Source organism: Pseudomonas sp. SWRI99, assembly GCF_014270125.1.
Taxonomy (GTDB): Bacteria; Pseudomonadota; Gammaproteobacteria; order Pseudomonadales; family Pseudomonadaceae; genus Aquipseudomonas; species Aquipseudomonas hamedanensis.
Genome location: NZ_JABWQR010000032.1, coordinates 20140 through 43359, shown reverse-complemented (window position 1 = coordinate 43359; position 23220 = coordinate 20140). Strand labels below are relative to the sequence as shown.

General features: G+C 61.2%; 25 protein-coding genes and 1 riboswitch. Of the genes, 20 read left to right on the top strand and 5 right to left on the bottom strand.

The window, feature by feature from the left end; genetic code table 11:
• Positions 1 to 22: 22 nt before the first annotated feature.
• The 4 genes from HU743_RS22750 to HU743_RS22735 all read left to right on the top strand — a co-directional run bounded on the left by HU743_RS22750 (position 23) and on the right by HU743_RS22735 (position 3591).
• Positions 23 to 1096 carry an AI-2E family transporter gene (locus HU743_RS22750; protein ID WP_186651357.1) on the top strand — a complete coding sequence of 358 codons (1074 nt, stop codon included), beginning with the start codon at positions 23 to 25 and terminating at the stop codon, positions 1094 to 1096.
• A gap of 205 nt (positions 1097 to 1301) precedes the next feature.
• A complete protein-coding gene (hda, locus tag HU743_RS22745; protein ID WP_186551028.1) occupies positions 1302 to 2006 on the top strand; it encodes a DnaA regulatory inactivator Hda in 705 nt (234 codons plus the stop codon).
• 214 nt (positions 2007 to 2220) lie between these two features.
• A complete protein-coding gene (locus HU743_RS22740) occupies positions 2221 to 2838 on the top strand; it encodes an NlpC/P60 family protein (protein WP_186551027.1) in 618 nt (205 codons plus the stop codon).
• A gap of 216 nt (positions 2839 to 3054) precedes the next feature.
• Entirely contained in the window at positions 3055 to 3591 is a 537-nt protein-coding gene (locus tag HU743_RS22735; RefSeq protein WP_186551026.1) for a C40 family peptidase, read from the top strand.
• A gap of 135 nt (positions 3592 to 3726) precedes the next feature.
• Here HU743_RS22735 and HU743_RS22730 read toward each other — a convergent pair whose 3' ends face one another.
• Both HU743_RS22730 and HU743_RS22725 read right to left on the bottom strand, forming a co-directional pair.
• Positions 3727 to 5040 carry a sorbosone dehydrogenase family protein gene (locus HU743_RS22730; protein WP_186551025.1) on the bottom strand — a complete coding sequence of 438 codons (1314 nt, stop codon included), beginning with the start codon at positions 5038 to 5040 and terminating at the stop codon, positions 3727 to 3729.
• 66 nt (positions 5041 to 5106) lie between these two features.
• Entirely contained in the window at positions 5107 to 5691 is a 585-nt protein-coding gene (locus HU743_RS22725; protein WP_186551024.1) for a hypothetical protein, read from the bottom strand.
• Positions 5692 to 5853: 162 nt separating this feature from the next.
• A riboswitch (cobalamin riboswitch) is annotated at positions 5854 to 6082 on the top strand.
• Between the two features lie 80 nt (positions 6083 to 6162).
• Between HU743_RS22725 and cobO the strand changes: the two genes are divergently transcribed.
• The 14 genes from cobO to HU743_RS22660 all read left to right on the top strand — a co-directional run bounded on the left by cobO (position 6163) and on the right by HU743_RS22660 (position 17717).
• Positions 6163 to 6774 carry a cob(I)yrinic acid a,c-diamide adenosyltransferase gene (cobO, locus tag HU743_RS22720; RefSeq protein WP_016773703.1) on the top strand — a complete coding sequence of 204 codons (612 nt, stop codon included), beginning with the start codon at positions 6163 to 6165 and terminating at the stop codon, positions 6772 to 6774.
• Positions 6771 to 8153 carry a cobyrinate a,c-diamide synthase gene (locus tag HU743_RS22715; protein WP_186651355.1) on the top strand — a complete coding sequence of 461 codons (1383 nt, stop codon included), beginning with the start codon at positions 6771 to 6773 and terminating at the stop codon, positions 8151 to 8153. The genes cobO and HU743_RS22715 overlap by 4 nt, the downstream gene beginning before the upstream one ends.
• Positions 8150 to 8800: a 5,6-dimethylbenzimidazole synthase gene (gene bluB, locus HU743_RS22710; protein ID WP_186651353.1), complete on the top strand. Its 651-nt coding sequence runs from the start codon at positions 8150 to 8152 to the stop codon at positions 8798 to 8800. Before HU743_RS22715 ends, bluB begins: the two co-directional genes overlap by 4 nt.
• A complete protein-coding gene (gene cbiB, locus HU743_RS22705; RefSeq protein WP_186651351.1) occupies positions 8797 to 9705 on the top strand; it encodes an adenosylcobinamide-phosphate synthase CbiB in 909 nt (302 codons plus the stop codon). Before bluB ends, cbiB begins: the two co-directional genes overlap by 4 nt.
• The gene (gene cobD / locus HU743_RS22700; RefSeq protein ID WP_186651349.1) at positions 9698 to 10690 is read left to right on the top strand and encodes a threonine-phosphate decarboxylase CobD; all 993 of its coding nucleotides are present in this window, start codon (positions 9698 to 9700) and stop codon (positions 10688 to 10690) included. The genes cbiB and cobD overlap by 8 nt, the downstream gene beginning before the upstream one ends.
• Complete coding sequence (locus HU743_RS22695; RefSeq protein WP_186651347.1) at positions 10687 to 12138, top strand: cobyric acid synthase; 1452 nt, start codon at positions 10687 to 10689, stop codon at positions 12136 to 12138. The genes cobD and HU743_RS22695 overlap by 4 nt, the downstream gene beginning before the upstream one ends.
• Positions 12139 to 12261: 123 nt before the next feature.
• Complete coding sequence (cobU, locus tag HU743_RS22690; RefSeq protein ID WP_186623743.1) at positions 12262 to 12783, top strand: bifunctional adenosylcobinamide kinase/adenosylcobinamide-phosphate guanylyltransferase; 522 nt, start codon at positions 12262 to 12264, stop codon at positions 12781 to 12783.
• Positions 12780 to 13835 (top strand): nicotinate-nucleotide--dimethylbenzimidazole phosphoribosyltransferase, encoded by a 1056-nt coding sequence (gene cobT / locus HU743_RS22685; RefSeq protein ID WP_186651345.1) that lies wholly within the window; start codon positions 12780 to 12782, stop codon positions 13833 to 13835. The genes cobU and cobT overlap by 4 nt, the downstream gene beginning before the upstream one ends.
• On the top strand, positions 13832 to 14407 hold the full coding sequence (cobC, locus tag HU743_RS22680; protein ID WP_186651343.1) for an alpha-ribazole phosphatase family protein: 576 nt from the start codon (positions 13832 to 13834) through the stop codon (positions 14405 to 14407). The genes cobT and cobC overlap by 4 nt, the downstream gene beginning before the upstream one ends.
• Position 14408: 1 nt before the next feature.
• The gene (locus tag HU743_RS22675) at positions 14409 to 15140 is read left to right on the top strand and encodes an adenosylcobinamide-GDP ribazoletransferase (protein WP_186651341.1); all 732 of its coding nucleotides are present in this window, start codon (positions 14409 to 14411) and stop codon (positions 15138 to 15140) included.
• A 173-nt stretch (positions 15141 to 15313) separates the two neighbouring features.
• Positions 15314 to 15718 (top strand): MarR family winged helix-turn-helix transcriptional regulator, encoded by a 405-nt coding sequence (locus tag HU743_RS22670; protein ID WP_186651339.1) that lies wholly within the window; start codon positions 15314 to 15316, stop codon positions 15716 to 15718.
• Positions 15719 to 15772: 54 nt separating this feature from the next.
• Positions 15773 to 16981 carry an MFS transporter gene (locus tag HU743_RS22665; RefSeq protein ID WP_186651337.1) on the top strand — a complete coding sequence of 403 codons (1209 nt, stop codon included), beginning with the start codon at positions 15773 to 15775 and terminating at the stop codon, positions 16979 to 16981.
• The gene (locus HU743_RS27385; protein ID WP_273508919.1) at positions 16978 to 17100 is read left to right on the top strand and encodes a hypothetical protein; all 123 of its coding nucleotides are present in this window, start codon (positions 16978 to 16980) and stop codon (positions 17098 to 17100) included. Before HU743_RS22665 ends, HU743_RS27385 begins: the two co-directional genes overlap by 4 nt.
• 56 nt (positions 17101 to 17156) lie before the next feature.
• The gene (locus HU743_RS22660) at positions 17157 to 17717 is read left to right on the top strand and encodes a glutathione peroxidase (RefSeq protein WP_186551013.1); all 561 of its coding nucleotides are present in this window, start codon (positions 17157 to 17159) and stop codon (positions 17715 to 17717) included.
• Between the two features lie 199 nt (positions 17718 to 17916).
• Here the strand turns inward: HU743_RS22660 and HU743_RS22655 are convergent, their stop codons facing one another.
• From HU743_RS22655 to HU743_RS22645, 3 genes are all read right to left on the bottom strand, one after another.
• Entirely contained in the window at positions 17917 to 19188 is a 1272-nt protein-coding gene (locus HU743_RS22655; RefSeq protein WP_186623750.1) for an outer membrane protein transport protein, read from the bottom strand.
• A 146-nt stretch (positions 19189 to 19334) separates the two neighbouring features.
• The gene (locus HU743_RS22650; protein ID WP_186551011.1) at positions 19335 to 19817 is read right to left on the bottom strand and encodes a hypothetical protein; all 483 of its coding nucleotides are present in this window, start codon (positions 19815 to 19817) and stop codon (positions 19335 to 19337) included.
• A 273-nt stretch (positions 19818 to 20090) separates the two neighbouring features.
• Positions 20091 to 20315 (bottom strand): hypothetical protein, encoded by a 225-nt coding sequence (locus HU743_RS22645; RefSeq protein WP_064586664.1) that lies wholly within the window; start codon positions 20313 to 20315, stop codon positions 20091 to 20093.
• A gap of 962 nt (positions 20316 to 21277) precedes the next feature.
• Between HU743_RS22645 and HU743_RS22640 the strand changes: the two genes are divergently transcribed.
• On the top strand, positions 21278 to 21601 hold the full coding sequence (locus HU743_RS22640) for a sel1 repeat family protein (RefSeq protein ID WP_186551010.1): 324 nt from the start codon (positions 21278 to 21280) through the stop codon (positions 21599 to 21601).
• A 175-nt stretch (positions 21602 to 21776) separates the two neighbouring features.
• Entirely contained in the window at positions 21777 to 23141 is a 1365-nt protein-coding gene (gene rmuC, locus HU743_RS22635; protein ID WP_186651379.1) for a DNA recombination protein RmuC, read from the top strand.
• Positions 23142 to 23220: the final 79 nt, after the last annotated feature.

Genomic DNA, 23220 nt, shown 5'->3' with positions numbered 1-23220 from the left:
ATAGAAGCATCAGGAGTGGTAAATGGCCGATACGCAGCGTTGGTTCTGGCTCGGTGGGGTAGTCCTGCTTTGCGCGTTTGTTTGGTTGCTGCACCCGATCCTCACGCCGTTTCTGGTGGCGCTGCTGCTCGCGTACCTGTTCGACCCGCTGGTCGATCGCCTGGAGCGACTCGGTCTGTCCCGGACCTGGGGCGTGATTTCGGTCTTCGCCTTGTTCACCTTGATCGTCACGGCGTTGATGCTGGTGCTGGTGCCGATGCTCGCCAAGCAGTTGCTACGCCTCTATGAGCTGGCGCCGCAAATGCTCGACTGGTTGCAGCACAGCGCTGTGCCGTGGGCGCAGGCGAAGCTGGGCTTGTCGGACGGCTTCTGGAAGTTCGACAAGGTCAAGGCGGCAATCAGCGAGCACATGGGGCAGACCACTGACATCGTCGGTGTGGTGCTGAGTCAGGCGACGGCGTCGAGCCTGGCGCTGATCGGCTGGCTGGCGAACCTGGTGCTGATCCCGGTAGTGAGTTTTTATCTGCTGCGCGACTGGGACGTGATGATGGGCAAGATCCGCAGCCTGTTGCCGCGTGATCGCGAAGCGCGCGTGGTTTCGCTCGCCGGGGAGTGCCATGAAGTCCTCGGCGCGTTTGTGCGCGGGCAGTTGCTGGTGATGGTTGCGCTTGGGGTGATCTATGCTGCCGGCCTGATGATCGTCGGCCTTGAGCTGGGGCTGTTGATCGGCCTCATCGCGGGGCTGGCGGCGATCGTGCCGTACATGGGATTTGTGATCGGAATTGGCGCGGCGCTGATTGCCGGGTTGTTCCAGTTCGGTGGCGACCTGTACCCGATGATCGGGATTGTCGCGGTGTTCATGGTCGGCCAGGCGCTGGAAGGGATGGTGCTGACACCGTTGCTGGTCGGCGACCGCATTGGCCTGCACCCGGTTGCCGTGATCTTTGCGATTCTGGCCGGCGGTGAGTTGTTCGGCTTTACCGGTGTGCTGCTGGCGCTGCCGGTGGCGGCGGTGATCATGGTGCTGGTGCGCCATGTGCACGACTTGTACAAGGACTCGGACATTTACAGCGGCGTGGACGAGCCGCAGTTGTAAGGGCGCAGGGCGGCCCGGCGAATCGTCGGGCTGGCCCGCGTCCTGCGGGCGCTGGCGTCAGAGAATCTTCATGAAACCAGTGTGTTAACGCAAACCTTTGATTTTGCTTGGACTCTGTCGCATTGTGCGCTCAGCTTCACGGGTATAAACTTCGCAAACTTTACACAGAGGCCACTAACGGTTCCTTGGGAACTGTTCAGTCAGCATGAAACCGATTCAGCTGCCCCTAGGTGTGCGTCTGCGTGACGACGCCACCTTCATCAACTACTACCCAGGCGCCAATGCCGCTGCACTCGGCTATGTCGAGCGCCTATGCGAAGCCGACGCCGGCTGGACAGAAAGTCTGATCTACCTGTGGGGCAAGCACGGCGTAGGGCGTACGCATCTGTTGCAAGCGGCGTGCCTGCGTTTCGAGCAGATGGGCGAACCGGCGGTGTACCTGCCGCTGGCCGAGTTGATGGATCGCGGCGTCGAAATCCTCGACAACCTTGAACAGTACGAACTGGTCTGCCTGGATGACTTGCAGGTAATCGCCGGCAAGGCGGACTGGGAAGAGGCGATGTTTCACCTGTTCAACCGTCTGCGTGACAGCGGTCGGCGTCTGCTGATTGCCGCCGCCACGTCGCCGCGCGAATTGCCGGTCAAGCTCGCGGACTTGAAATCGCGCCTGACCCTGGCGCTGATCTTCCAGATGCGTCCGCTCTCCGATGAAGACAAACTGCGTGCGCTGCAATTGCGGGCTTCGCGGCGTGGTCTGCACCTGACCGACGAGGTCGGGCATTTCATTCTGACTCGCGGCACTCGCAGCATGAGTGCGTTGTTTGAGCTGCTCGAACAGCTCGATCAGGCCTCGTTGCAGGCGCAACGCAAACTGACCATTCCCTTTCTCAAGGAAACGCTGGGCTGGTAACGGCGCGGCTTTCAGCGCGATCCGGCATATTCCAGGCGCCAGAAAATCCGCTGTCGAGCATGCTGTGAAGGCTGCCAAACGGCCCAAACGGGCTTAAGCGCTTAGATGTAAACGAGAAACCGGGAAGTCACAAAAAGATCGATTGAATTTGCAAATGAGGCTGATAGCGGGCATAGTCTCGGCTTCTTTACAACTATCAGCCACGGTCGTGCCCATGCTAAAGCGCTTCGCACCCCTCGTGCCTCTCGCACTCGTCACCCTGTTGTTCGGTTGCGCTGCTCATTCTCCGGTTCAAGAGCAGCCTCAACAGGTTAAAAATTCTGCTACTGCCCAGTCCTCCGTTATTTACCAGGAAGAGCTGGACACCGAAAAAGAACTCAACGCATTCAACGGCAGCAAGCCTTATCAGCTTCCTGTTCTGGCCGACAGCATCCTCGAACGCGGCATGTCCCTGATCGGTACTCGTTACCGTTTCGGCGGTACTTCTGAAGCCGGTTTCGATTGCAGCGGTTTCATCGGTTATCTGTTCCGTGAAGAAGCCGGCATGAACCTGCCACGCTCGACTCGCGAAATGATCAACGTCGATGCGCCACTCGTGTCGCGCAGCAACCTTGAGCCGGGCGATCTGCTGTTCTTCGCCACCAATGGTCGTCGCGGTCGTGTCAGTCACGCCGGGATCTACCTGGGCGACAACCAGTTCATTCACTCCAGCAGTCGTCGCAGCGGCGGTGTTCGCATCGACAGCCTGGGTGACAGCTACTGGAGCAAGACCTTCATCGAAGCCAAGCGTGCACTCGCCATGGCACCGACCGTGGTCACTGCTCGCAAGTAATCGGCCGAGGTCGCTGCGTTCGCGGCGACCATCACGCTTCCGGCAACGAAGTAGACACAAACTTTACAAGGTGAAGTTAAAGTCTTACTTGAAGTTTGCCGCGTAGCCGCTAGAATCTTGATCATATTGATGGCAAACCGCCTGCGTGCTGACGCAGGCGGTTTTGTTTTCTGTCCGTCGGCAGAAAAGCCGCAGCCAGATCAGGATGTTCTGCTTATGACGATGTCGGCCCGCCTCACCTTGATTCTTTGTGCCGCGCTGCTCAGCGCCTGCGCCAGTCGTACGCCGCCTCCTGCGCCGGTGGTTCGCGCCCCGGTCGTGTTCGGCCCCTCCCAAGCCTTTTCGCCTGCTGCCGAAGATGTGCTGTTTCGCGCCCTCGGTCTGGTCGGCACGCCGTATCGCTGGGGCGGCAACACGCCGGATTCCGGTTTCGATTGCAGCGGTCTGATCGGTTTCGTTTACCGCGACGCGGCCGGGATTTCGCTGCCACGCTCGACCCGCGAAATGATTGTCATGCGGGCACCGAATGTCGGCAAGGAAGGCTTGCAGACTGGCGACCTGATTTTCTTCGCCACCAATGGCGGTTCGCAGGTCAGTCATGCGGGGATCTATGTCGGCGAAGGGCGCTTCGTCCATGCACCGGCCACGGGCGGCACGGTCAAGCTCGATAGCCTGTCGAAGGCGTATTGGCAGAAGGCTTATCTGAGTGCCAAGCGGGTGTTGCAACCGGGGCAGTTGGCGCATAACCCGTAAATCAAACCTGAGAAAAATCCAGTGTGGGAGCGGGCTTGCTCGCGAATGCGGTGTGTCATTCAATGTAGATATTGACTGATCCACCGCTTTCGCGAGCAAGCCCGCTCCCACATTTGTTATGTGCCAGGCGTCAGGTTATTTGGCAGAAGACACGCGCCACACCTTGTTCCCCACGTCATCCGCAACCAGCAAGCCACCTTGCTGGTCGATCACCACGCCCACCGGGCGGCCCAGCGCGTTTTCGTCCTTGTCGAGGAAACCGGTCAGCACATCCACCGGTTGCCCGCTCGGCTTGCCGCCGGTGAACGGTACGAAAATCACTTTATAGCCACTGTGCGGCTTGCGGTTCCACGAGCCGTGCTGGCCGATGAAGGCGCCTTCCTTGAACTGCGCCGGCAAGCTGTTGCCTTCAGCGAAGGTCAAACCGAGCGAGGCGGTGTGCGGGCCAACGGCATAATCCGGCACGATGGCTTTGGCGACCAGATCGAGGTTCTGCGGTTTGACCCGTACGTCGACGTGTTGGCCGTAGTAGCTGAACGGCCAGCCGTAGAAGCCGCCATCCTTGACCGAGGTGATGTAATCCGGCACCAGATCGCTGCCGATCTCGTCGCGTTCGTTGACTGCCGTCCACAGCGCGCCGCTGGTGGGTTCCCACGCGAGGCCGTTGGGGTTGCGAATGCCTGAGGCGAAGATGCGGTGGTTGCCGGTTGCCCGGTCCACTTCCCAGATGGCGGCGCGGCCTTCTTCCTGATCCAGACCGTTTTCGCCGACGTTACTGTTCGAGCCAACCGTGACGTACAACTTGCTGCCGTCCTTGCTGGCGATGACGTTCTTGGTCCAGTGGTGATTCAGCGTGCCGCCAGGCAGGTCGACGACCTTGATTGGCGGCGTCTTGATCTCGGTGGTGCCAGGCTCGTAGTTGAAACGCAGCAGGCGATCAGTGTCCGCTACGTACAAGTCGTTGCCGACCAGCGTCATACCGAACGGCGAATTAAGATTCTGCAGAAACACGGTGCGGGTTTCTGCGACACCGTCGTGGTCAGCGTCGCGCAGCAGGGTGATGCGGTTGGGGCTCGGTACGCCAGCGCCGGCCTTGCCCATGACTTTTTTCATCACCCAGCCGCGAATGCCTTTGCTGTCGTCAGGCTTGGGCGGCGCGTTGGTTTCCGCCACCAGCACATCGCCGTTTGGCAGCACGTAAAGCCAGCGCGGGTGGTCGAGACCCTCGGCAAACGCCGCCACCTGCGTGCCTGCCGCCGCCGTCGGTTTACCACCCTCGGGCCAGCCGACGGCCGGGGCGATGTTCACCGTCGGGATCAGGGTCTTGTTCGGTTCTGGCAGTTTCGGTGTCGGCCCGGTGCCGTCGGAGACTTGCAGGCTGGAGGTTTCACCGCAGGCGGCGAGTCCGCCGGCCAGGGCGATGACGAAAACGAGTTGGGGCTTGCGCATTGCTGATCTTCCCTATGAATGCATTCCTAAACATAGAGGAGGGCGCAGGCCCGATGGTTCAACCGCTCAACCGCGGGCTTCCTTGAACAGGACGGCGATGCCGGGGTGGTAGTTGCCGGCTTCGCTGTGCAACTTGCGGTAGGCGTAAGGGAAATACCAGGCGACGGCGCAGGTATGCTCCTTTTGCAGGTCGTCGACCATGTCCTGCAACTCTTCGGGGCTGGCGCTGTGCTGGGCTTTTTGCGGTGCCACGAACAGGCAGCCGAGCTTGAGGTCGCTGGCATAGCTGATGCGCCTGGCATCGAAGGTGATATCGAGCAGGGCCTGGGTCAGGTTGAGGTTGCTGACTTTCGGCCAGCGTTGCGTAGCCTGAATGAACGCGCGGTCTTCGGCGCCGGCAATGAGCAGATCGGCACGGGCGTTGCGCTCGCCTTCTTCGTTCTGTTTGCGCGTGGCTGTATCGTTCAGTGTGACCATTTCGGCCATCCACGCCGCTGCCGAGAGCAGCCCGAGATTGGCTTTTTCGTCGTGCCAGTACGGCGTGTCGTTGTCGCCGCGTACGGTGTTGTAGCGATCGATACAGTCAAACCAGCGTTCCAGCACCGGGCGCAGAAATTCCAGACGCGGGTTGCTGATGATCATGCCTTGCATCGTCGTCATCCTTATTGTTGTAGTGGGCTTTTTCGGAAGATCATGGCTCTTTGATATCACTTGTCACAGTCTGGCACAAGATTGCCAGCCGATAATTGATTGGCGGCAGTTATTCATCATCCGGACGCCTCTTTAATTGACGCTCCACCCCCAACCCTCTAACCTTCGCCGCTTGTTTCAGGTGCTCTGTGACGTGCGTCGACAGAGTGAAACAGGGAAGCCGGTGAGGGTGTCTTCAAGCGAAGCGCATCACGATCCCGGCGCTGCCCCCGCAACGGTAAATGAGTGAAAACTGCGCCTTGAGCCACTGCCTCGAAAGAAGCGGGAAGGCGCGCAGTCAGGCGTACGCCGCTCATGAGCCCGGAGACCGGCCTGATCCATCCAGCGGCATCACGGTGGGCGATGCCAAGCTTTTTGCCGTCTATTCCTGTGCCTGCCCGCCGTTATCCAGCCTCAACGGAGAGCTCCCCCATGACTGATTCCCCCGAGCGTGACGAGCGCCATCTGGCGCGTATGCAGCGCAAAAAAGCCGTGATCGACGAACGCATCGCCAATTCGCCCGACGAGTGCGGACTGGTGCTGGTGCTCACCGGCAATGGCAAAGGCAAAAGCAGCTCGGCCTTCGGCATGCTCGCGCGCGCCATGGGGCACGGCATGCAGTGCGGCGTGGTGCAGTTCATCAAGGGTCGCAACAGCACCGGCGAAGAGTTGTTCTTCCGCCGCTTCCCCGAGCAGGTGCGTTTCCACGTCATGGGCGAAGGCTTCACCTGGGAAACCCAGGATCGCCAGCGCGATATCGCTGCCGCCACTGCCGCCTGGGAGGTTTCGCGCGAGTTGTTGCGTGATCCGTCGATCGGTCTGGTGGTGCTCGATGAACTGAACATCGCCCTCAAGCACGGCTATCTCGATCTCGATCAGGTACTCAGCGACCTGCAGGCGCGGCCGCCGATGCAGCACGTCGTCGTCACCGGTCGCGGCGCCAAGCCGGAAATGATCGAAATGGGCGACACGGTCACAGAAATGGGCATGCTCAAACACGCTTTCCAGGCCGGCATCAAAGCGCAGAAAGGCGTCGAACTTTGAATCAGCCCCGTCACTGCCCGGCGGTGCTGATCGCCGCGCCGGCCTCCGGTCAGGGCAAGACCACCGTCACCGCCGCGCTCGCCCGTTTGCATCGCAATCAAGGGCGCAAGGTACGCGTATTCAAATGCGGCCCGGACTTTCTCGACCCGATGATTCTCGAGCGCGCCAGCGGTGCGCCGGTGTATCAACTGGACATGTGGATGGTCGGCGAGCAGGAAAGCCGTCGCCTGTTGTGGGAAGCGGCAGCCGAGGCGGATCTGATTCTGATCGAAGGCGTGATGGGGCTGTTCGACGGTACGCCGTCCAGCGCTGATCTGGCGCGGCACTTTGGCGTGCCGGTGCTCGCGGTGATCGACGGCACGGCAATGGCGCAGACCTTTGGCGCACTGGCGCTGGGTCTGGCGCGCTATCAGCCAGACCTGCCGTTTGCCGGCGTGCTGGCCAACCGTGTCGGCACCTTGCGCCATGCGCAATTGCTCGAAGGCAGCCTGACTGAAGGCCTGCGCTGGTACGGCGCGTTGTCCCGCGAGACCGGCATCGAACTGCCGAGCCGACACCTCGGGCTGGTCCAGGCCAGTGAATTGAATGATCTGGATCTGCGCCTCGACGCGGCGGCCGATGCGCTGGCCAGCAGTTGCCAGGTCGCGCTGCCGCCGGCCGTCGAATTCGCCGCGCCGGATGTGTTGACTGCCGAGCCGTTGCTCGAGGGCGTACGTATTGCCGTCGCCCGTGACGAAGCGTTTGCCTTTACCTACGGCGCCAGTCTCGATCTGCTGCGTGCGATGGGCGCCGAGCTGCGCTTCTTCTCGCCGATCCGCGACAGCCAATTACCCGAGGCGGACAGCCTTTATCTGCCGGGCGGTTATCCGGAGTTGCATCATGTTGCGCTGTCGAAAAACACGCCGATGCTTGAAGCGATCCGCGCGCATCATTTGGCGGGTAAACCATTGCTCGCCGAGTGTGGCGGGATGTTGTACCTGCTCGACTCCTTGACCGATGTCGACGGCACCCGCGCGGAACTGGTCGGGTTGCTGAAAGGCGATGCGGTGATGCAGAAGCGTCTGGCGGCGTTGGCGCTGCAAGCGGTCGATCTGCCGGAAGGTTCGTTGCGCGGGCATACCTATCACCATTCGCTGACCACAACAGAGTTGACGCCGATTGCCCGGGGCTTGAGTCCGAATGGCGGGCGTGGGGCGGAGGCGGTTTATCGGCAGGGTCGGATGACGGCTTCTTATGTGCATTTTTATTTTCCATCGAATCCTGCGGCTGTCGCTGCGCTGTTTGCGCCACACCTTGAAACCGCTATCGCGAGCAGGCTCACTCCTACAATGGAACACCCAAACCCTGTGGGAGCGAGCCTGCTCGCGAAAGGGCCATGACCGACCACACCTTCTCCGAAGCCGAACGCGCAGCGGTTTACAAAGCCATCGCCGAACGCCGCGACATGCGCCATTTCACCGGCGGCACCGTTGCGCCCGAGCTACTGAGTCGTCTGCTTGAAGCTGCACATCAGGCGCCGAGCGTCGGCCTGATGCAGCCCTGGCGCTTCATCCGCATCAGCGACCGCAGCCTGCGCGGGCAGATCCGCAACCTGGTCGAAGAAGAGCGTATCCGCACAGCCGAAGCCCTCGGCGAGCGTAGCGACGAATTCATGAAGCTCAAGGTCGAAGGCATCAACGACTGCGCCGAAGTGCTCGTCGCGGCGCTGATGGACGATCGCGAAAAACATATTTTCGGCCGGCGCACGCTGCCGGAAATGGACATGGCGTCGCTGTCCTGCGCGATCCAGAATCTCTGGCTGGCCTCCCGTGCCGAAGGCCTGGGCATGGGCTGGGTCTCGCTGTTCGAGCCGCAGGCGCTGGCCGATTTGCTCAAGCTGCCGGCGGGCGCCAAGCCGCTGGCGGTGTTGTGTCTGGGGCCGGTCAGGGAATTCTATCCGGCGCCGATGCTGGTCCTCGAAGGCTGGGCGCAAGCGCGGCCGCTCAACGAGTTGCTGTATGAAAATTATTGGGGAGTGAGGCCATGAGTGTGGCGTTGTTGAGTGTCGCCGCGGTGGCGCTGGATGCGCTGCTCGGTGAACCGAAACGCTGGCATCCGCTGGTTGCGTTCGGCAATTTTGCCGGGCGTATCGAGCAACGTTTCAACGCCGGTGGCCGTGGCTGGCGCAGCCATGGCGTCACCGCATGGGTGATCGCGGTGCTGCCGCTGACCTTGCTCGCCACCGCGTTATCCTGGGCGCCCTATGTCGGCTGGATCGTCGAGATTGTGGCGCTGTATTGCGCCCTCGGCATGCGCAGTCTTGGCGAGCATGTCGCGCCGGTCGCAGCTGCCTTGCGTGCCGATGATCTCGGCGAGGCGCGCAAGCGTGTCGGTTATCTGGTCAGCCGTCAGACCGATGAACTCGACAGCAATGCTGTGGCCCGCGCCGCCACCGAATCGGTGCTGGAAAACGGCAGTGATGCGGTGTTTGCCGCGCTGTTCTGGTTTGCCATTGCCGGTGCGCCGGGCGTGGTCCTCTATCGCTTGAGCAATACCCTCGACGCGATGTGGGGTTATCGCAACGAACGCTTCGAACGGTTCGGCTGGGCGGCGGCGAAAATCGACGACGTGCTGAACTACATTCCTGCGCGTCTGGTGGCGTTGACCTACGCGCTACTGGGCAAGACCCGACTGGCCTTGAAGTGCTGGCGCACCCAGGCACCGCAGTGGGACAGCCCCAACGCCGGGCCGGTGATGGCCTCGGGTGCCGGGGCACTGGGCGTCGAACTGGGTGGCCCGGCGATCTATCACGGCGAACTGCATGAGCGTCCTCAGCTCGGCGAGGGGCAGGCGGCGGATGCCGATTCGATCGAGCGTGGCTGGCAATTGGTCCAGCGCGGGGTATGGTTATGGTTGCTGATTCTCTGCGTGGGGGCTGAATTCTATGCTTGAGCACGGTGGCCGGCTGCGCAAGGCGGCACTCGATTACGCGATTGCCGAAGCCGACTGGCTCGACCTGTCCAGCGGCCTGGCGCCATGGCCGTTCCCGATTCCGGAAATTCCGCTGCGCGCCTGGGCACGCTTGCCGGAAACCGATGACGGTCTGGAGCAGGCCGCGTGCGATTACTACGGCGCCGCGCAGGTGTTGCCGGTGGCCGGTTCGCAAATGGCCATCCAGTTGCTGCCGCGTCTGCGCCGGGCCGGTAAGGTTGGCGTGTTGTCGCCGTGCTATGCCGAGCATGCCGAAGCCTGGCGCCGCAGCGGTTACATCGTCCGTGAAGTGCTGGAGCAGGAAGTCGAATTCTTTCTCGACAGCCTCGACGTGTTAGTGGTGGTCAACCCGAACAACCCGACCGGCCGGAGTCTGACCCCGGCGCGCCTGCTCGACTGGCATGCACGGCTGGCGCAACGCGGTGGCTGGCTGGTGGTTGATGAAGCGTTTATGGACAACACCCCGCAACTGAGCCTGGCGCCGTATGCGCATCAGGTCGGGCTGGTGGTGTTGCGTTCGTTCGGCAAGTTTTTCGGCTTGGCGGGGGTGCGACTCGGCTTTGTCCTGGCCGAGCGCAAGTTGCTCAAACTGCTCGCCGAGCAAGTAGGACCGTGGGCGGTGAGCGGGCCGACGCGAGTGCTCGGTACGGCTTGTCTGCAAGACACCGAGGGCCACACTCGCCAACGGATACGCAGCGATGAGGCCAGCGAACGGCTGGCGGCATTGCTGGCACGTTACGGTTTCGAGCCGCAGGGCGGCTGCGCGCTGTTTCAGTGGTTGATCACCGAACACGCCCAGACGCTGTACGAATTCATGGCCCGTCGCGGCATCCTCCTGCGCCTCTTTACGCACAACAGCAGTGTGCGTTTCGGCCTGCCTGCCGATGCGGCTGAAGAGTTACGTCTCGAACAGGCGTTAATCGCCTTCGCCAAGGACCGCCCATGACCACTTTGATGGTGCAAGGCACCACTTCCGACGCCGGCAAAAGCACGCTGGTGACCGCGTTGTGCCGCTGGGCGACCCGCCAGGGCGTGGCGGTGGTGCCGTTCAAGCCGCAGAACATGGCGCTCAACAGCGCCGTGACCGCTGACGGCGGCGAGATCGGCCGCGCGCAAGCGGTGCAGGCACAAGCGGCGAATCTGCAACCGCACACCGACATGAATCCGGTGTTGCTCAAGCCCAACAGCGACACGGGCGCCCAAGTGATTATTCATGGCCGCGCTGTGACCACAATGAACGCTGTCGCCTATCACGACTACAAAGCCATCGCGATGCAGGCGGTGCTCGCCTCCCACGAACGTCTGAGCGCCGCGTATCCATTGGTGATGGTCGAAGGCGCAGGCTCGCCGGCCGAGATCAATCTGCGCGCCGGCGACATCGCCAACATGGGGTTCGCCGAAGCGGTGGATTGCCCGGTGTTGTTGATTGCCGACATCAATCGCGGTGGCGTCTTCGCCCATCTGGTCGGCACCCTGGAGTTGCTCTCGCCGAGCGAACAGGCGCGGGTCAAAGGCTTTGTCATCAACCGCTTTCGCGGCGACATCGCCTTGCTGCAACCGGGCCTCGACTGGCTCGAACAGCGCACTGGCAAACCGGTGGTCGGCGTGCTGCCATACGTCATGGACCTGCATCTGGAGGCCGAGGACGGTATCGATCAGCGGCAGACCGACAAGGCCGAGCAGGTGTTGAAAGTGGTGGTACCGGTGCTGCCGCGCATCAGCAACCACACCGACTTCGACCCGCTGCGCCTGCACCCGCAGGTCGATTTGCAATTTATCGGGCCGGGGCAGGCGATTCCGGCTGCCGACCTGATCATTCTGCCGGGCTCGAAAAGCGTGCGCAGCGATCTCGCCTATCTGCGCGCCAATGGCTGGGACACGGCGATCAGCCGGCATCTGCGCTACGGCGGCAAGGTGCTGGGGATTTGCGGCGGTCTGCAAATGCTCGGCGAGCAGGTGCATGATCCGCTCGGGCTCGAAGGCGCTGCCGGCTCCAGTACCGGGCTGGGGTTACTGGCGTTCGAGACGCAGCTCGAAGCCGAGAAGCAACTGCGCAACGTCCGTGGACGGCTGGCGCTGGAAAACGCCGAAGTCAGCGGTTATGAAATTCATGCTGGCGTAACCACCGGGCCGGCGCTGGAGAATGCGGCGGTGCATCTGGACGACGGCCGTTGTGACGGTGCGCAAAGTGCGGACGGTCAGGTGTTCGGCACCTATTTGCATGGCTTGTTCGAATCGCCCCAGGCCAGTGCCGCGTTGTTGCGCTGGGCCGGGTTGAGTGACGTGCAAGAGGTCGATTACCACGGCTTGCGCGAGCGTGATATCGAGCGCTTGGCGGATCTGGTGGAGAAGCATCTGGATACCGGGCTGTTGCGTCAGCTCTGTGGGATTTGAGTGGGCTTCAAGGGCCTCATCGCGAGCAGGCTCACTCCTACAGGGGAACGCATTTCAAATGTAGGAGTGAGCCTGCTCGCGATAGCGCCCTTAGCTTCAATGCATATTTTTCGGGATGAACTGATGCTCCAACTGATCCTCGGCGGCGCCCGCTCCGGCAAAAGTCGCCTGGCGGAAAAACTCGCCAGTGACAGCCATCTCGCCGTCACCTACATCGCCACCAGCCAACCGCTGGACGGCGAGATGAACCAACGCGTCGCCCATCACCGCGCGCGCCGCCCGGCCGAATGGGCGTTGATCGAAGAGCCGCTGGAACTGGCCCGCGTGCTGCGCGAAAGCGCCAGTGCCGAGCGTTGCCTGCTGGTCGATTGCCTGACGCTGTGGCTGACCAACCTGCTGATGCTCGACGACGCCGAACGTCTCAGCGCCGAACGTGAAGCCCTGCTCGAGTGCCTGGCCGCGCTGCCGGGTGAAATCATTTTTGTCAGCAACGAGACCGGAATGGGTGTCGTGCCGCTGGGCGAATTGACTCGCCGTTATGTCGATGAAGCCGGTTGGCTGCATCAAGCTCTCGCCGAGCGCTGTCAGCGTGTTGTCCTGACCGTCGCCGGCCTGCCCCTGACTTTGAAAGGACCTGCGTTATGACCCAACCCTGGTGGCTGAACCCGTGCAAACCGGTCGATCTCGACGCCGTTGCAAGCGCGGCAGCGCGACAGCAGCAACTGACCAAACCGGCCGGCTCGCTCGGGCGGCTGGAGTCGGTGGCGGTGCAACTGGCCGGTCTGCAAGGTCAGGTCAAACCGACGCTTGCGCAGGTGTGGATTGCGATTTTTGCCGGCGATCACGGTGTGGTGGCGGAGGGCGTTTCGGCTTATCCGCAGGAAGTTACCGGGCAAATGCTGCTCAATTTTGTCAGCGGCGGCGCGGCGATCAGCGTGCTGGCGCGTCAGCTCGGTGCGCAGCTGGAAGTGGTCGATCTGGGCACGGTGAATCCGGCGCTGAATCTGCCGGGCGTGCGTCATTTGAACCTCGGCGCAGGCACGGCGAATTTCGCTCTAGGTGCAGCGATGACTCAGGCGCAGGGCGAGCTGGCGTTGCAGGCCGGTCGCGACAGTGTGTTGCGCGCCAAAGCCGCCGGCACGCAATTGTTTATCGGCGGCGAGATGGGCATCGGCAACACCACGGCGGCCAGTGCGCTGGCGTGTGCCTTGCTTGATTGCCCGGTGGCGCACCTGACCGGTCCCGGCACCGGGCTGAATGCCGAAGGCGTCAGCCATAAAGCGCAAGTGATCGAGCGCGCGCTGGCGCTGCACGCCGCACAGCGTGGCGATGTCTTGCAGACGCTGGGCAATCTCGGCGGGTTCGAGATTGCCGCGTTGGTCGGCGCTTATCTGGCCTGCGCGCAGGAAGGGATCGCGGTGCTGGTCGACGGTTTCATCTGCACCGTCGCTGCGCTGGTTGCGGTCCGTTTGAATCCGGCCACGCGTGATTGGCTGTTGTTCGGCCATCGCGGCGCGGAGCCGGGCCATCGCCATGTGCTGGAAACCTTGAGCGCCGAGCCGTTGCTGGAGCTTGGCCTGCGCTTGGGCGAGGGCAGTGGCGCGGCGTTGGCGGTGCCATTGTTGCGCCTGGCGTGTGACCTGCACGGGCAGATGGCGACGTTCGCCGAAGCAGCGGTGGCGGATCGTCCGGCATGACGCTGCGGGTGGATCTGCTGCGCCATGGCGAGACGGAGCTGGGCGGCGGCTTGCGCGGCAGCCTTGACGATGCGCTCACCAAAAACGGTTGGACGCAGATGCGCACAGCGGTGGTCGCGGGTGGGCCGTGGGATCGCATTGTCAGCTCGCCGTTGCAGCGCTGCGCGCGGTTTGCCGCCGAACTCGGTGAGCAACTGAATCTGTCGGTGCACCTCGACAAGAATTTGCAGGAGCTGCATTTCGGCGCCTGGGAAGGGCGGAGCGCAGCAGCGTTGATGGAAACGGATGCCGAGGCGCTGGGGCTGTTCTGGGCTGATCCGTATGCGTTCACGCCACCGCAAGGCGAGCCGGTCAGCGAGTTTTCCTTGCGGGTGCTGGCGGCGGTTGCGCGGTTGCACGCGGCGTACGCAGGAGAGCGGATTTTGTTGGTCAGCCACGGCGGTGTGATGCGCCTGTTATTGGCGCAGGCGCGCGGATTGCCGCGCGAACAATTGCTCAATGTCGAAGTCGGCCACGGCGCGCTGTTTGCGCTGACGGTCGCGGCGGACGGCGCGCTCAAGGAAGGTCACTGACATGTTGCCGCTGTGGATCGCCTTGCAGTTTCTCAGCAGCCTGCCCATTCGTCTGCCAGGCATGCCTGCGCCGGAACAACTTGGGCGGTCGCTGCTGTTCTATCCGCTGGTGGGATTGCTGTTCGGGCTGATCCTCTACGCGTTGAATCTGTTGCTGGCCGGTGCGCCGTCGTTGCTTCATGCGGCGCTGTTGCTGACGGTGTGGGTGTTGCTCAGCGGTGCGCTGCACCTGGATGGTCTGGCCGACAGCGCGGATGCCTGGCTCGGTGGTTTCGGTGATCGCGAACGCACGCTGACGATCATGAAAGATCCACGCAGCGGGCCGATTGCAGTAGTCACGCTGGTGCTGGTGTTGTTGCTCAAGTTTGCCGCGCTGCTGGCGCTGATCGAGGGTGGGCAGGGCATGGCGCTGATCATCGTGCCGGTGCTGGGCCGGGCGGCGCTGCTGGGGCTGTTTCTGACCACGCCGTATGTGCGTAAGGGTGGACTGGGGCAGGCGCTGGCCGATCATCTGCCGCGCAAGGCCGGGTGGTGGGTGCTGGGGTTGAGTGCGCTGGGTTGCCTGTTGATCGCGGGGTTCAGTGCGGTCGTGGCGCTGCTGATTTCACTTGGGGTGTTTGTCTGGTTGCGGCGGGTGATGCTGCGACGGTTGGGCGGGACTACCGGGGATACGGCGGGGGCGTTGCTGGAGTTGCTGGAGATGCTGGTGTTGGTTGGGCTGGCGTTAGGCTGACAGTTTTGTAGTGATAATGCCGGCCTTATCGCGAGCAGGCTCACTCCTACAATTGAACTGCGTACCCCTTGTAGGAGTGAGCCTGCTCGCGATGGCGATTTTTCAGGCAGCAAAAATATCAGGAATTTCATCTGTAACTTGATTTAACACAGTCGCGGGTATATACACGCATCATGCTTCCTTCTCAGTGTTTGTGCACCAACCTGCGTCGCGCCGCGCGTGGCGTCAGCAGGCATTACGACGGCGCCCTCGACGGCTTCGGGATCAACGTTGCCCAGTATTCTCTGCTGTGCAATCTGCAGCGTCTGGATCAACCGAGTATTTCCGAACTGGCCGAAGCCATGGGACTGGACCGCAGCACCCTGGGGCGCAATCTGCGCGTGCTGGAAGGCGAAGGGCTGGTGGCGTTGGCCGAAGGCGACGACCTGCGTAACCGCATCGTCAAACTCACCGAAACCGGCGTGCAACGCCTGGCAGCAGCGCTGCCCGCCTGGGAAGCGGCGCAACAGCGGTTGATTGACCGTCTCGGTGTCGAGAAGCGCGAAACCTTGCTCAGACTGCTGGATGAACTGGCCTGAGGCCGGTTTTTTTCCAAACTCAAGCGGGTATATACCCGCAAGCGGAGAACAATAATGACAACGATGTGGCGTACGTGCGGTTGGGTGTTGCTGGGGAGTGCGCTGATCCTGGCGTTGTCATTGGGCATACGGCATGGCTTTGGTCTGTTCCTGTCGCCAATGAGTGCGCAGTTCGGCTGGGGGCGTGAGGTATTCGCCTTCGCCATCGCCTTGCAGAACCTGATCTGGGGCCTGGCACAACCGTTTACCGGCGCGCTGGCCGACCGCTTCGGCGCGGCGAAAGTGGTGCTGATCGGCGGCGTACTGTATGCCGCGGGCCTGGTCTGCATGGGGTTGGCTGATTCGCCGCTGAGCCTGTCGCTGAGCGCCGGCCTGCTGATTGGTATCGGTCTGTCCGGCACCTCGTTTTCGGTGATCCTCGGCGTCGTCGGCCGCGCCGTGCCGCCGGAGAAACGCAGCATGGGCATGGGCATCGCCAGCGCCGCCGGCTCGTTCGGCCAGTTCGCCATGCTGCCGGGCACGCTCGGTTTGATCGGCTGGCTGGGCTGGTCGGCGGCGCTGTTGGTGTTGGGGTTGCTGGTGGCGATGATTGTGCCGCTGGTGAGCATGCTCAAAGACAAACCCTCGCCGCTGATGGGGCATGAACAGACGCTCTCCGAGGCGCTGCGTGAAGCCTGTGGGCATTCCGGTTTCTGGCTGCTGGCGTTCGGTTTTTTCGTCTGTGGTTTTCAGGTGGTGTTCATCGGCGTGCATCTGCCGGCCTATCTGGTTGATCAGCATCTGCCGGCGACCGTAGGCACCACGGTGTTGGCGTTGATCGGGCTGTTCAATATCTTCGGCACCTATACAGCCGGCTGGCTCGGCGGGCGCATGTCCAAGCCGCGCCTGTTGACGGCGTTGTACCTGCTGCGTGCGGTGGTGATCGTGCTGTTCCTGTGGCTGCCCGTGACGACCACGTCGGCTTATCTGTTCGGCATGGCGATGGGGTTCCTGTGGTTGTCGACGGTGCCGTTGACCAACGGTACGGTGGCGACCTTGTTTGGTGTGCGCAATCTGTCCATGCTCGGTGGCATCGTGTTCCTGTTCCATCAGCTCGGCTCGTTCCTCGGCGGCTGGCTGGGCGGGGTGGTGTATGACCGTACCGGGAGTTATGACTTGATCTGGCAAGTGGCGGTTCTCTTGAGCCTGCTGGCGGCGGCGCTGAACTGGCCCGTGCGCGAGCGTCCGGTCGAGCGCCTGCAACCGCGCGCGAGCGCCGCATGAGCCGAATCGGGTCGCGACTGGCCCTCATCACACTCGGCGCCGCGCTGCTGGCGCTGGCGTGGTGGGGCTGGCAGCGCGGCGGGCTGGCGTTGATGCAGTTGGGCATGAGCGTTTGCTAGAAGCCCGCGTGGCGAGTAACGTCGGCAGTCTGATGACTGCTCAAAGGATGCTCGACATGCTGAAGCGCTGGTGTGCTGTTCCCGCGTTGCTGATGACGTTGACTGGCCTGGCCGGGGCTGCGGATTGTCCGGACCTGCTGCAAGGTTCGTTGCCCAAGCTGCGGGCCAAGGAATCCATCGACCTGTGTCAGCGCTACGCCGACAAACCGCTGGTGGTCATCAATACGGCGAGCTTCTGCGGGTTCGCTCCGCAATTCGAAGGGCTTGAGGCGCTCAATCAGCGCTACAAGGCGCAAGGGCTGGAAATGCTCGGTGTGCCGTCCGACGATTTCAAGCAGGAGTCCAAGGACAGTGCCGAAACCGCCAAGGTCTGTTATGCCAACTATGGCGTGACGTTCAACATGACCGAGCCACAGAAGGTCCGCGGTGATGGCGCCACGCATCTGTTCAAGGTGCTGGCCGAGCAGAGCAGTGCGCCGAAGTGGAACTTCTACAAGTACGTGGTCGATCGTCAGGGCAACGTCATCGCCAACTTTTCCAGCCTGACCAAGCCGGATGATCCGGAGTTTATTGCGGCGATCGAAAAGGCCATCGCTTCAAAGCCGCTGAAGCCTTGATTCACTCTGTACCCTGTAGGAGCGGGCCTGCTCGCGAATGCGGTCTCTCATTCAAAGTAAGAGTCGGCTGATCCATCGCTTTCGCGAGCAGGCTCGCTCCCACAATGGCTTGGCGTAGTGCCAGAAACCAAAAAGCCCCGCCTCTGCAAAGAGAGCGGGGCTTTTTTTATGGGCGAGGGGTTAGCCTCGCCGTGCAGCATCAGAAGCGGTAGGTCGCGCCGACACCGAAACCGTTTGCCGAGTTTTCATACTTGGACTCGTAGCTTTGGCCACGATTGTTTTCGTTGCGGATGTTGACCGACTCTTCTTTCAGGTACGAATAAGCGACGTCGATGGTCAGGTCTTCGGTCGGACTCCAGCCGGCACCGATACTGAAGATGGTGCGGTCGCCGGTAGGAATGCGTGGCGAGCGATCTTCGTTATTGGTCGGCGACTGGTCGAAGGTCAGGCCGGTACGCAGTACCCATTCCTTGTTCAACTGATACGACGTACCCACGGCGTAAGCCCAGGTGTCATGCCAGTTCTGATCTTCGTTGATCGAGCCGAACTGACCGGCCAGCAGTGGCTGCACGCCGGAGTTCTTGACGGTGATCTTGTCCAGTTGGCTCCAGCGCGTCCAGGTGGTACCGGCGTAGACGTTCCAGCGATCGTTGATCGCCTGGGTAACCGACAGGTCGACGGATTCAGGCGTGGTGATCTTCAACGAAGCGTCGTATTTCTGGTTGGCGCCCAAGCCCGCCAGCGCCAGTGCGCCGTACTTGACCTTGGTGTCGCCTTCGAGCTTGTAATCGACTTTGGAGTGGTAGGTCAGGCCCACGCGGGTGGTGTCTGTGGCTTGTACCAGCACGCCGATGTTGTAGCCCAGCGCGGTGTCGTCACCCTTGATCTTGACCTTGCCGTCCGGCAGCGCCTGGGTGATCGACAGGTTCGACTCCAGGGAGCCGTCGATGCGGTTGATGGTCGGGCCGAAACCGATCGACACCTTGTCATTGAAGGCGTAGCTGACGGTTGGCTGGAAAGTGATGACCTGGACTTCGGACTTGCTGCCGAAGTAACGGCCGGCAAAGCCGTTTTCGTAATCGGTGATCAGGCCGAATGGCACGTAGACGCCCAGGCCGAATGCCCAGTGATCGTCGATTGGCTTGACGTAGAAGCCCATCGGTACGGCGGTGAGGGGCACCATGTCGCCTTTATTGCTGCCGCCGTTCGGGCTGGAGCTGCCGTTACTGATATCGGTATGAGCATCGACAAAAGCGACGCCGCCGGTGACCTGTTCGCGCTTGAGGCGCGACATGCCGGCAGGGTTGCCATAAACAGTGCTTGCGTCGTCGGCAGCAGAAGATCGCCCGGCAAAACCAGTCCCCATCCCGCTAATGCTTTGTTCGTTGAGGGCAAAACCCGCCGCGAAAATCTGGGTGGATGCCATGGCAACGGCGAGGCTAAGGGTGGTTTTGAGCATTACTTTTTTCATTATTAGAACTCCTGGTGATCACCGGGGCGAAAATTACCAACATTTTCGTCCCAGCGCTATAGCCTGTATGCCTTGAGTTAGAGCGGTTTTGTAGGACAATCCGACCAAAATGCCGACCTGTTGCGAGAACTTGTGGAACCGCTCGGTCAACAAGCGACCTGATTCAGCGGTGAAACACAGGTCTGCCAGGCGTCGGTGAAATCGCGCAGACGACCCTGAGGCTGGAATGTCTGGCGCCAGATACGCGCCATGCCCAGCAAATCGTTCGGGTCGGGGAGGGTGGGGGCTTGCTCTTCGATCAATAGCCAGGCGATGGCAGTGGCGTAACGCAGATTGACGGTCAGTTCCAGGTGCGGCCCGCTGAGGAATGCGTGCTGGCTGGCCAGGCCACGCACCAGGCTGGCGCGCTCCGGATCGAGCGCCAGGTAATCGTCCCACAGCATTTGGTGGCGCTGCTCGGCGATGCGGTACAGGCCATGGCCGCGGCGGTCATGCAGTGCGGAGCCGAGGGCGGACTGGCTGGCGGCGATACCCAACAGCAGGGATTCGGCAGTTGCACAGTGGCGTCCCAGATAGATCAAAGTAGGACGGATCACGTAGCGGCACAGTTCGCTGGCAGCGATACCCATAAAACCCTCGGATCTTGTAAGGGGGGCGAGTCCTGAAAGGGGGCTTGGCAGCGGTGGATCGGCTCAGGCTCGCCACAAGCGGATCAAGCCGCTCGAGTTGAAGTGTAGTGTCATATTCAGGGTGTAAAGGACTGTTTTTAAAATATTTCCGGCTTCCAGTTTTAACCGTTATATCCAATGATGCTTAACGGCGAAGCGGTAAAAGCGAAACATCAGGCAATAAAAAGCCCCGCATTGTGTGCGGGGCTTTGGCTTTTGCAGCGCGTTCGGCTATCAGGCAACCAGTGCCTGGCGCGTACGGTCGATCACTGCCTGCAGCGGTTCGGCGCTGGAGTATTGATCGGGGTACAAGCGCTCGCTGTGACGAGCGATCCCGTGTTCATTGACCACGGTGAAGCTGAAGCAGCCTTTGCGAGCGGCCATGATCAGGCAGTTCATCGGGGCAAAAGCGTTGGTTAGGGTGCGAATGGCATCCTGAGTGTGGATTTGAGTAGACATAGTTATTAGGTGTTCCTACAAATGACACGGATAAGAACCGTGCAACGTTAAAACGTTCCAGTAACGTCGATCACCATTGATCGAACGAAGAACCCGACTGGAACAAAGCAGCCAGTTTGAAGCGCTGATAAGTGGGCGCGCTTGGGCTGGCAGGTAGGTACTTAGGAGGACAGGCATCACAACAAGGGCAAAGGTTCTGGGCCCGGGGTGAAGATCCTGATCAATTTGCAGGTTGGTTCGGTCAGAGTAAACGGTCTTCGCAACACCCTTTGCATTCGATCAAAGGCTGTGTCGTCGCAAGATTTACCTGGAAACCATCGAGGGGTCGTTCCCGCTCTTTTCGGCAGAGGCTTCGATAACGAAGGTTTACCGTGGGGATGTGTTCGACCGGAATTGACTTTCAGCTTGGTACTAACGCCGCGGATAGTAACGGATCGAATGATGCAAAGCAAATGCCTCGCAAAAAAACTTCCCGTGCGCCGGTTGGGACAGCTTGCCGGCAGGCCGGATCGCTTATGTCGGGTCAGTTTTCTTCGCCGTTTGTCGGCGCAACGTGCTTGCTCTCAAGGTGATCAGGCCGGTTTATCCCCGGTAGGCTGCCAGACTGGCCCGAAAAAGCGCACCGATATAACCGGGCAGCAGGTACTTGTGCACATCAGTGGCGCGGACTGTCACCGCACTGTCATATCAATCCTGACCCTGACGGCTGCCTGTATCAAAAGTTTAAGTCAATGAAAAACATCGCTTTTTTTTGTTGGTGAAAAAATCGTCAGTTTGACTGCGAGGCCCATTCCATAAGGCTTTGCGAGGGTTGCAAGGCGGTTGTCCACTGAGTTATCCACAGCTTCTGTGGATTGTCCCGAGCGCTTGCTCTAGCACGGGCGTGCCGACTGATGTTTCGACTTTACCTGTAAGAAAAAGAGAGTAGAGTGGCGCGCCTTCCGATCTGCCCCAAGTGCTTTATGAAGTTTCGCTCAGTATCAGACTCTGTTACCTCAGAACCTCCTCGTGTTACCTCCCCCAAGCGTTTTTCCGTGCGTGTGGCCGAATGGTTGCTCGACAGCCCGCGTCTGGGCGATAGCCGTAATGCCAAACACCTTGCCGGGCGTTTGCTTAAGCAGCCTGCGCGTGAGGGCGTCGTCGTTGCGCAGAGCCGTCTGGGCCAGTTGATGTGTCGCGAGTGCGGCAATGCCCGCGACCGGCGCATCGGCCAGGACCTGTTGCGCCAGGCCGCCCGCGCCGGCGACGTGCGTGCGCAACAGGAACTGGGCCTGATTGAAGACTGAGCTGTCCAAGCTCTGACACCTTGGTTAACCTTCAAGCTTTATCGGATCGGCAGGAGTCGCTATGGCTATGGACTTGACCAGCGTGTTGCTGGGGCTTGCAGGCGCAGGGTTGCCGCTGTTGGTGCTGGCCTGGCAGTTGCAGCGCCGCGCGCGGGATGGCCAGGCCGACATCGCTGTGCTTGAAGAGCGGCTGGCCATGGCGCAGCTGGCTCAGGATGGCCTCAACGCTCAGTTGGAAGCCAGTCGTGACGAGATCGCTGACCTCAGCCAGGCCAATACCCTCAAACAGGCTGACCTGGCGGCCCTGCGTCGTGAAGTCGAGTTACTGCAAATCGAGCGCGATGACGCTCGCGATGCGTCCCATGCCTGGAACCTTGAGCGTGCCAACAAGGAAGCCGAGCTGCGGCGTCTTGATGCGCAGGCCGCCTCGTTGAGCGCCGAGCTGCGTGAGCAGCAGGAAAGCCATCAGCAGCGCCTCAGTGACCTGCAAGGCTCGCGTGACGAATTGCGTGCGCAGTTCGCCGAGTTGGCCGGGAAGATCTTCGATGAACGCGAACAGCGCTTTGCCGAGACCAGCCAACAGCGTCTCGGCCAACTGCTTGATCCGTTGAAAGAGCGCATTCAGTCCTTCGAAAAACGCGTGGAAGAAAGTTATCAGGCCGAAGCCCGCGAACGCTTCTCCCTGGCCAAGGAGCTGGAGCGTTTGCAGGCGCTCAACCTGCGCCTGAGCGATGAGGCGACCAACCTGACTCGCGCACTCAAGGGGCAGAAGACCCAAGGCAACTGGGGCGAGCTGATTCTGGAGCGAGTGCTTGAACACGCTGGCCTGGAAAAGGGGCGCGAATATCAGACCCAGGTCAATCTCAAGGGGCCGGACGGCGAGCGCTTCCAGCCTGACGTGATTATTTATCTGCCCGGTGACAAGCAGGTGGTGGTCGATTCCAAAGTCAGTCTGACGGCCTATCAGCAATACGTCGCAGCGGACGATGACAGCCTTGGACAGATCGCGATCAAGCAGCACGTGCTGTCCTTGCGCAACCACGTCAAAGGCTTGGCCGGCAAGGATTACAAACGGCTCGACGGTCTGCACAGCCTCGATTTCGTTTTGCTGTTCGTGCCGATCGAGGCGGCGTTTTCCGCAGCCTTGCAGGCCGAACCGACGCTGTTTCAGGAAGCCTTCGACCGTAACATCGTGATTGTCAGCCCAACGACGTTGCTGGCGACATTGCGCGTGATCGACAGCCTGTGGAAGCAAGAGCGGCAAAGCCAGAACGCACGGGAAATCGCCGAGCGTGCCGGCTGGCTGTACGACAAGTTCGTGCTGTTCATTCAGGATCTCGACGAGGTCGGCAATCGCCTGCAACAACTGGACAAGGCTTACAGCTCAGCGCGCAACAAGCTGACCGAAGGACGCGGCAACCTGGTCAGCCGCAGCGAACAACTCAAATTGCTCGGAGCGCGGGCGAGCAAGAGCTTGCCGGCGGAGCTGCTGGAGCGGGCGATGACTGATGTCGATGGGTTGGTTGAGCTTCCGGAATAAAGATCAAAAGATCGCAGCCTTCGGCAGCTCCTACAGGGTATACGCCAATCCCAAGGTAGGAGCTGCCGAAGGCTGCGAT

What these genes read in the sequence shown, in the direction of transcription:
- HU743_RS22750 (WP_186651357.1), top strand. Translation starts at nt 23, where the DNA reads ATGGCCGATACGCAGCGTTGGTTCTGGCTCGGTGGGGTAGTCCTGCTT.
- hda (WP_186551028.1), top strand. Translation starts at nt 1,302, where the DNA reads ATGAAACCGATTCAGCTGCCCCTAGGTGTGCGTCTGCGTGACGACGCC.
- HU743_RS22740 (WP_186551027.1), top strand. Translation starts at nt 2,221, where the DNA reads ATGCTAAAGCGCTTCGCACCCCTCGTGCCTCTCGCACTCGTCACCCTG.
- HU743_RS22735 (WP_186551026.1), top strand. Translation starts at nt 3,055, where the DNA reads ATGACGATGTCGGCCCGCCTCACCTTGATTCTTTGTGCCGCGCTGCTC.
- HU743_RS22730 (WP_186551025.1), bottom strand. Translation starts at nt 5,040, where the DNA reads ATGCGCAAGCCCCAACTCGTTTTCGTCATCGCCCTGGCCGGCGGACTC.
- HU743_RS22725 (WP_186551024.1), bottom strand. Translation starts at nt 5,691, where the DNA reads ATGCAAGGCATGATCATCAGCAACCCGCGTCTGGAATTTCTGCGCCCG.
- cobO (WP_016773703.1), top strand. Translation starts at nt 6,163, where the DNA reads ATGACTGATTCCCCCGAGCGTGACGAGCGCCATCTGGCGCGTATGCAG.
- bluB (WP_186651353.1), top strand. Translation starts at nt 8,150, where the DNA reads ATGACCGACCACACCTTCTCCGAAGCCGAACGCGCAGCGGTTTACAAA.
- cbiB (WP_186651351.1), top strand. Translation starts at nt 8,797, where the DNA reads ATGAGTGTGGCGTTGTTGAGTGTCGCCGCGGTGGCGCTGGATGCGCTG.
- cobD (WP_186651349.1), top strand. Translation starts at nt 9,698, where the DNA reads ATGCTTGAGCACGGTGGCCGGCTGCGCAAGGCGGCACTCGATTACGCG.
- HU743_RS22695 (WP_186651347.1), top strand. Translation starts at nt 10,687, where the DNA reads ATGACCACTTTGATGGTGCAAGGCACCACTTCCGACGCCGGCAAAAGC.
- cobU (WP_186623743.1), top strand. Translation starts at nt 12,262, where the DNA reads ATGCTCCAACTGATCCTCGGCGGCGCCCGCTCCGGCAAAAGTCGCCTG.
- cobT (WP_186651345.1), top strand. Translation starts at nt 12,780, where the DNA reads ATGACCCAACCCTGGTGGCTGAACCCGTGCAAACCGGTCGATCTCGAC.
- cobC (WP_186651343.1), top strand. Translation starts at nt 13,832, where the DNA reads ATGACGCTGCGGGTGGATCTGCTGCGCCATGGCGAGACGGAGCTGGGC.
- HU743_RS22675 (WP_186651341.1), top strand. Translation starts at nt 14,409, where the DNA reads ATGTTGCCGCTGTGGATCGCCTTGCAGTTTCTCAGCAGCCTGCCCATT.
- HU743_RS22670 (WP_186651339.1), top strand. Translation starts at nt 15,314, where the DNA reads ATGCTTCCTTCTCAGTGTTTGTGCACCAACCTGCGTCGCGCCGCGCGT.
- HU743_RS22665 (WP_186651337.1), top strand. Translation starts at nt 15,773, where the DNA reads ATGACAACGATGTGGCGTACGTGCGGTTGGGTGTTGCTGGGGAGTGCG.
- HU743_RS27385 (WP_273508919.1), top strand. Translation starts at nt 16,978, where the DNA reads ATGAGCCGAATCGGGTCGCGACTGGCCCTCATCACACTCGGCGCCGCG.
- HU743_RS22660 (WP_186551013.1), top strand. Translation starts at nt 17,157, where the DNA reads ATGCTGAAGCGCTGGTGTGCTGTTCCCGCGTTGCTGATGACGTTGACT.
- HU743_RS22655 (WP_186623750.1), bottom strand. Translation starts at nt 19,188, where the DNA reads ATGAAAAAAGTAATGCTCAAAACCACCCTTAGCCTCGCCGTTGCCATG.
- HU743_RS22650 (WP_186551011.1), bottom strand. Translation starts at nt 19,817, where the DNA reads ATGGGTATCGCTGCCAGCGAACTGTGCCGCTACGTGATCCGTCCTACT.
- HU743_RS22645 (WP_064586664.1), bottom strand. Translation starts at nt 20,315, where the DNA reads ATGTCTACTCAAATCCACACTCAGGATGCCATTCGCACCCTAACCAAC.
- HU743_RS22640 (WP_186551010.1), top strand. Translation starts at nt 21,278, where the DNA reads ATGAAGTTTCGCTCAGTATCAGACTCTGTTACCTCAGAACCTCCTCGT.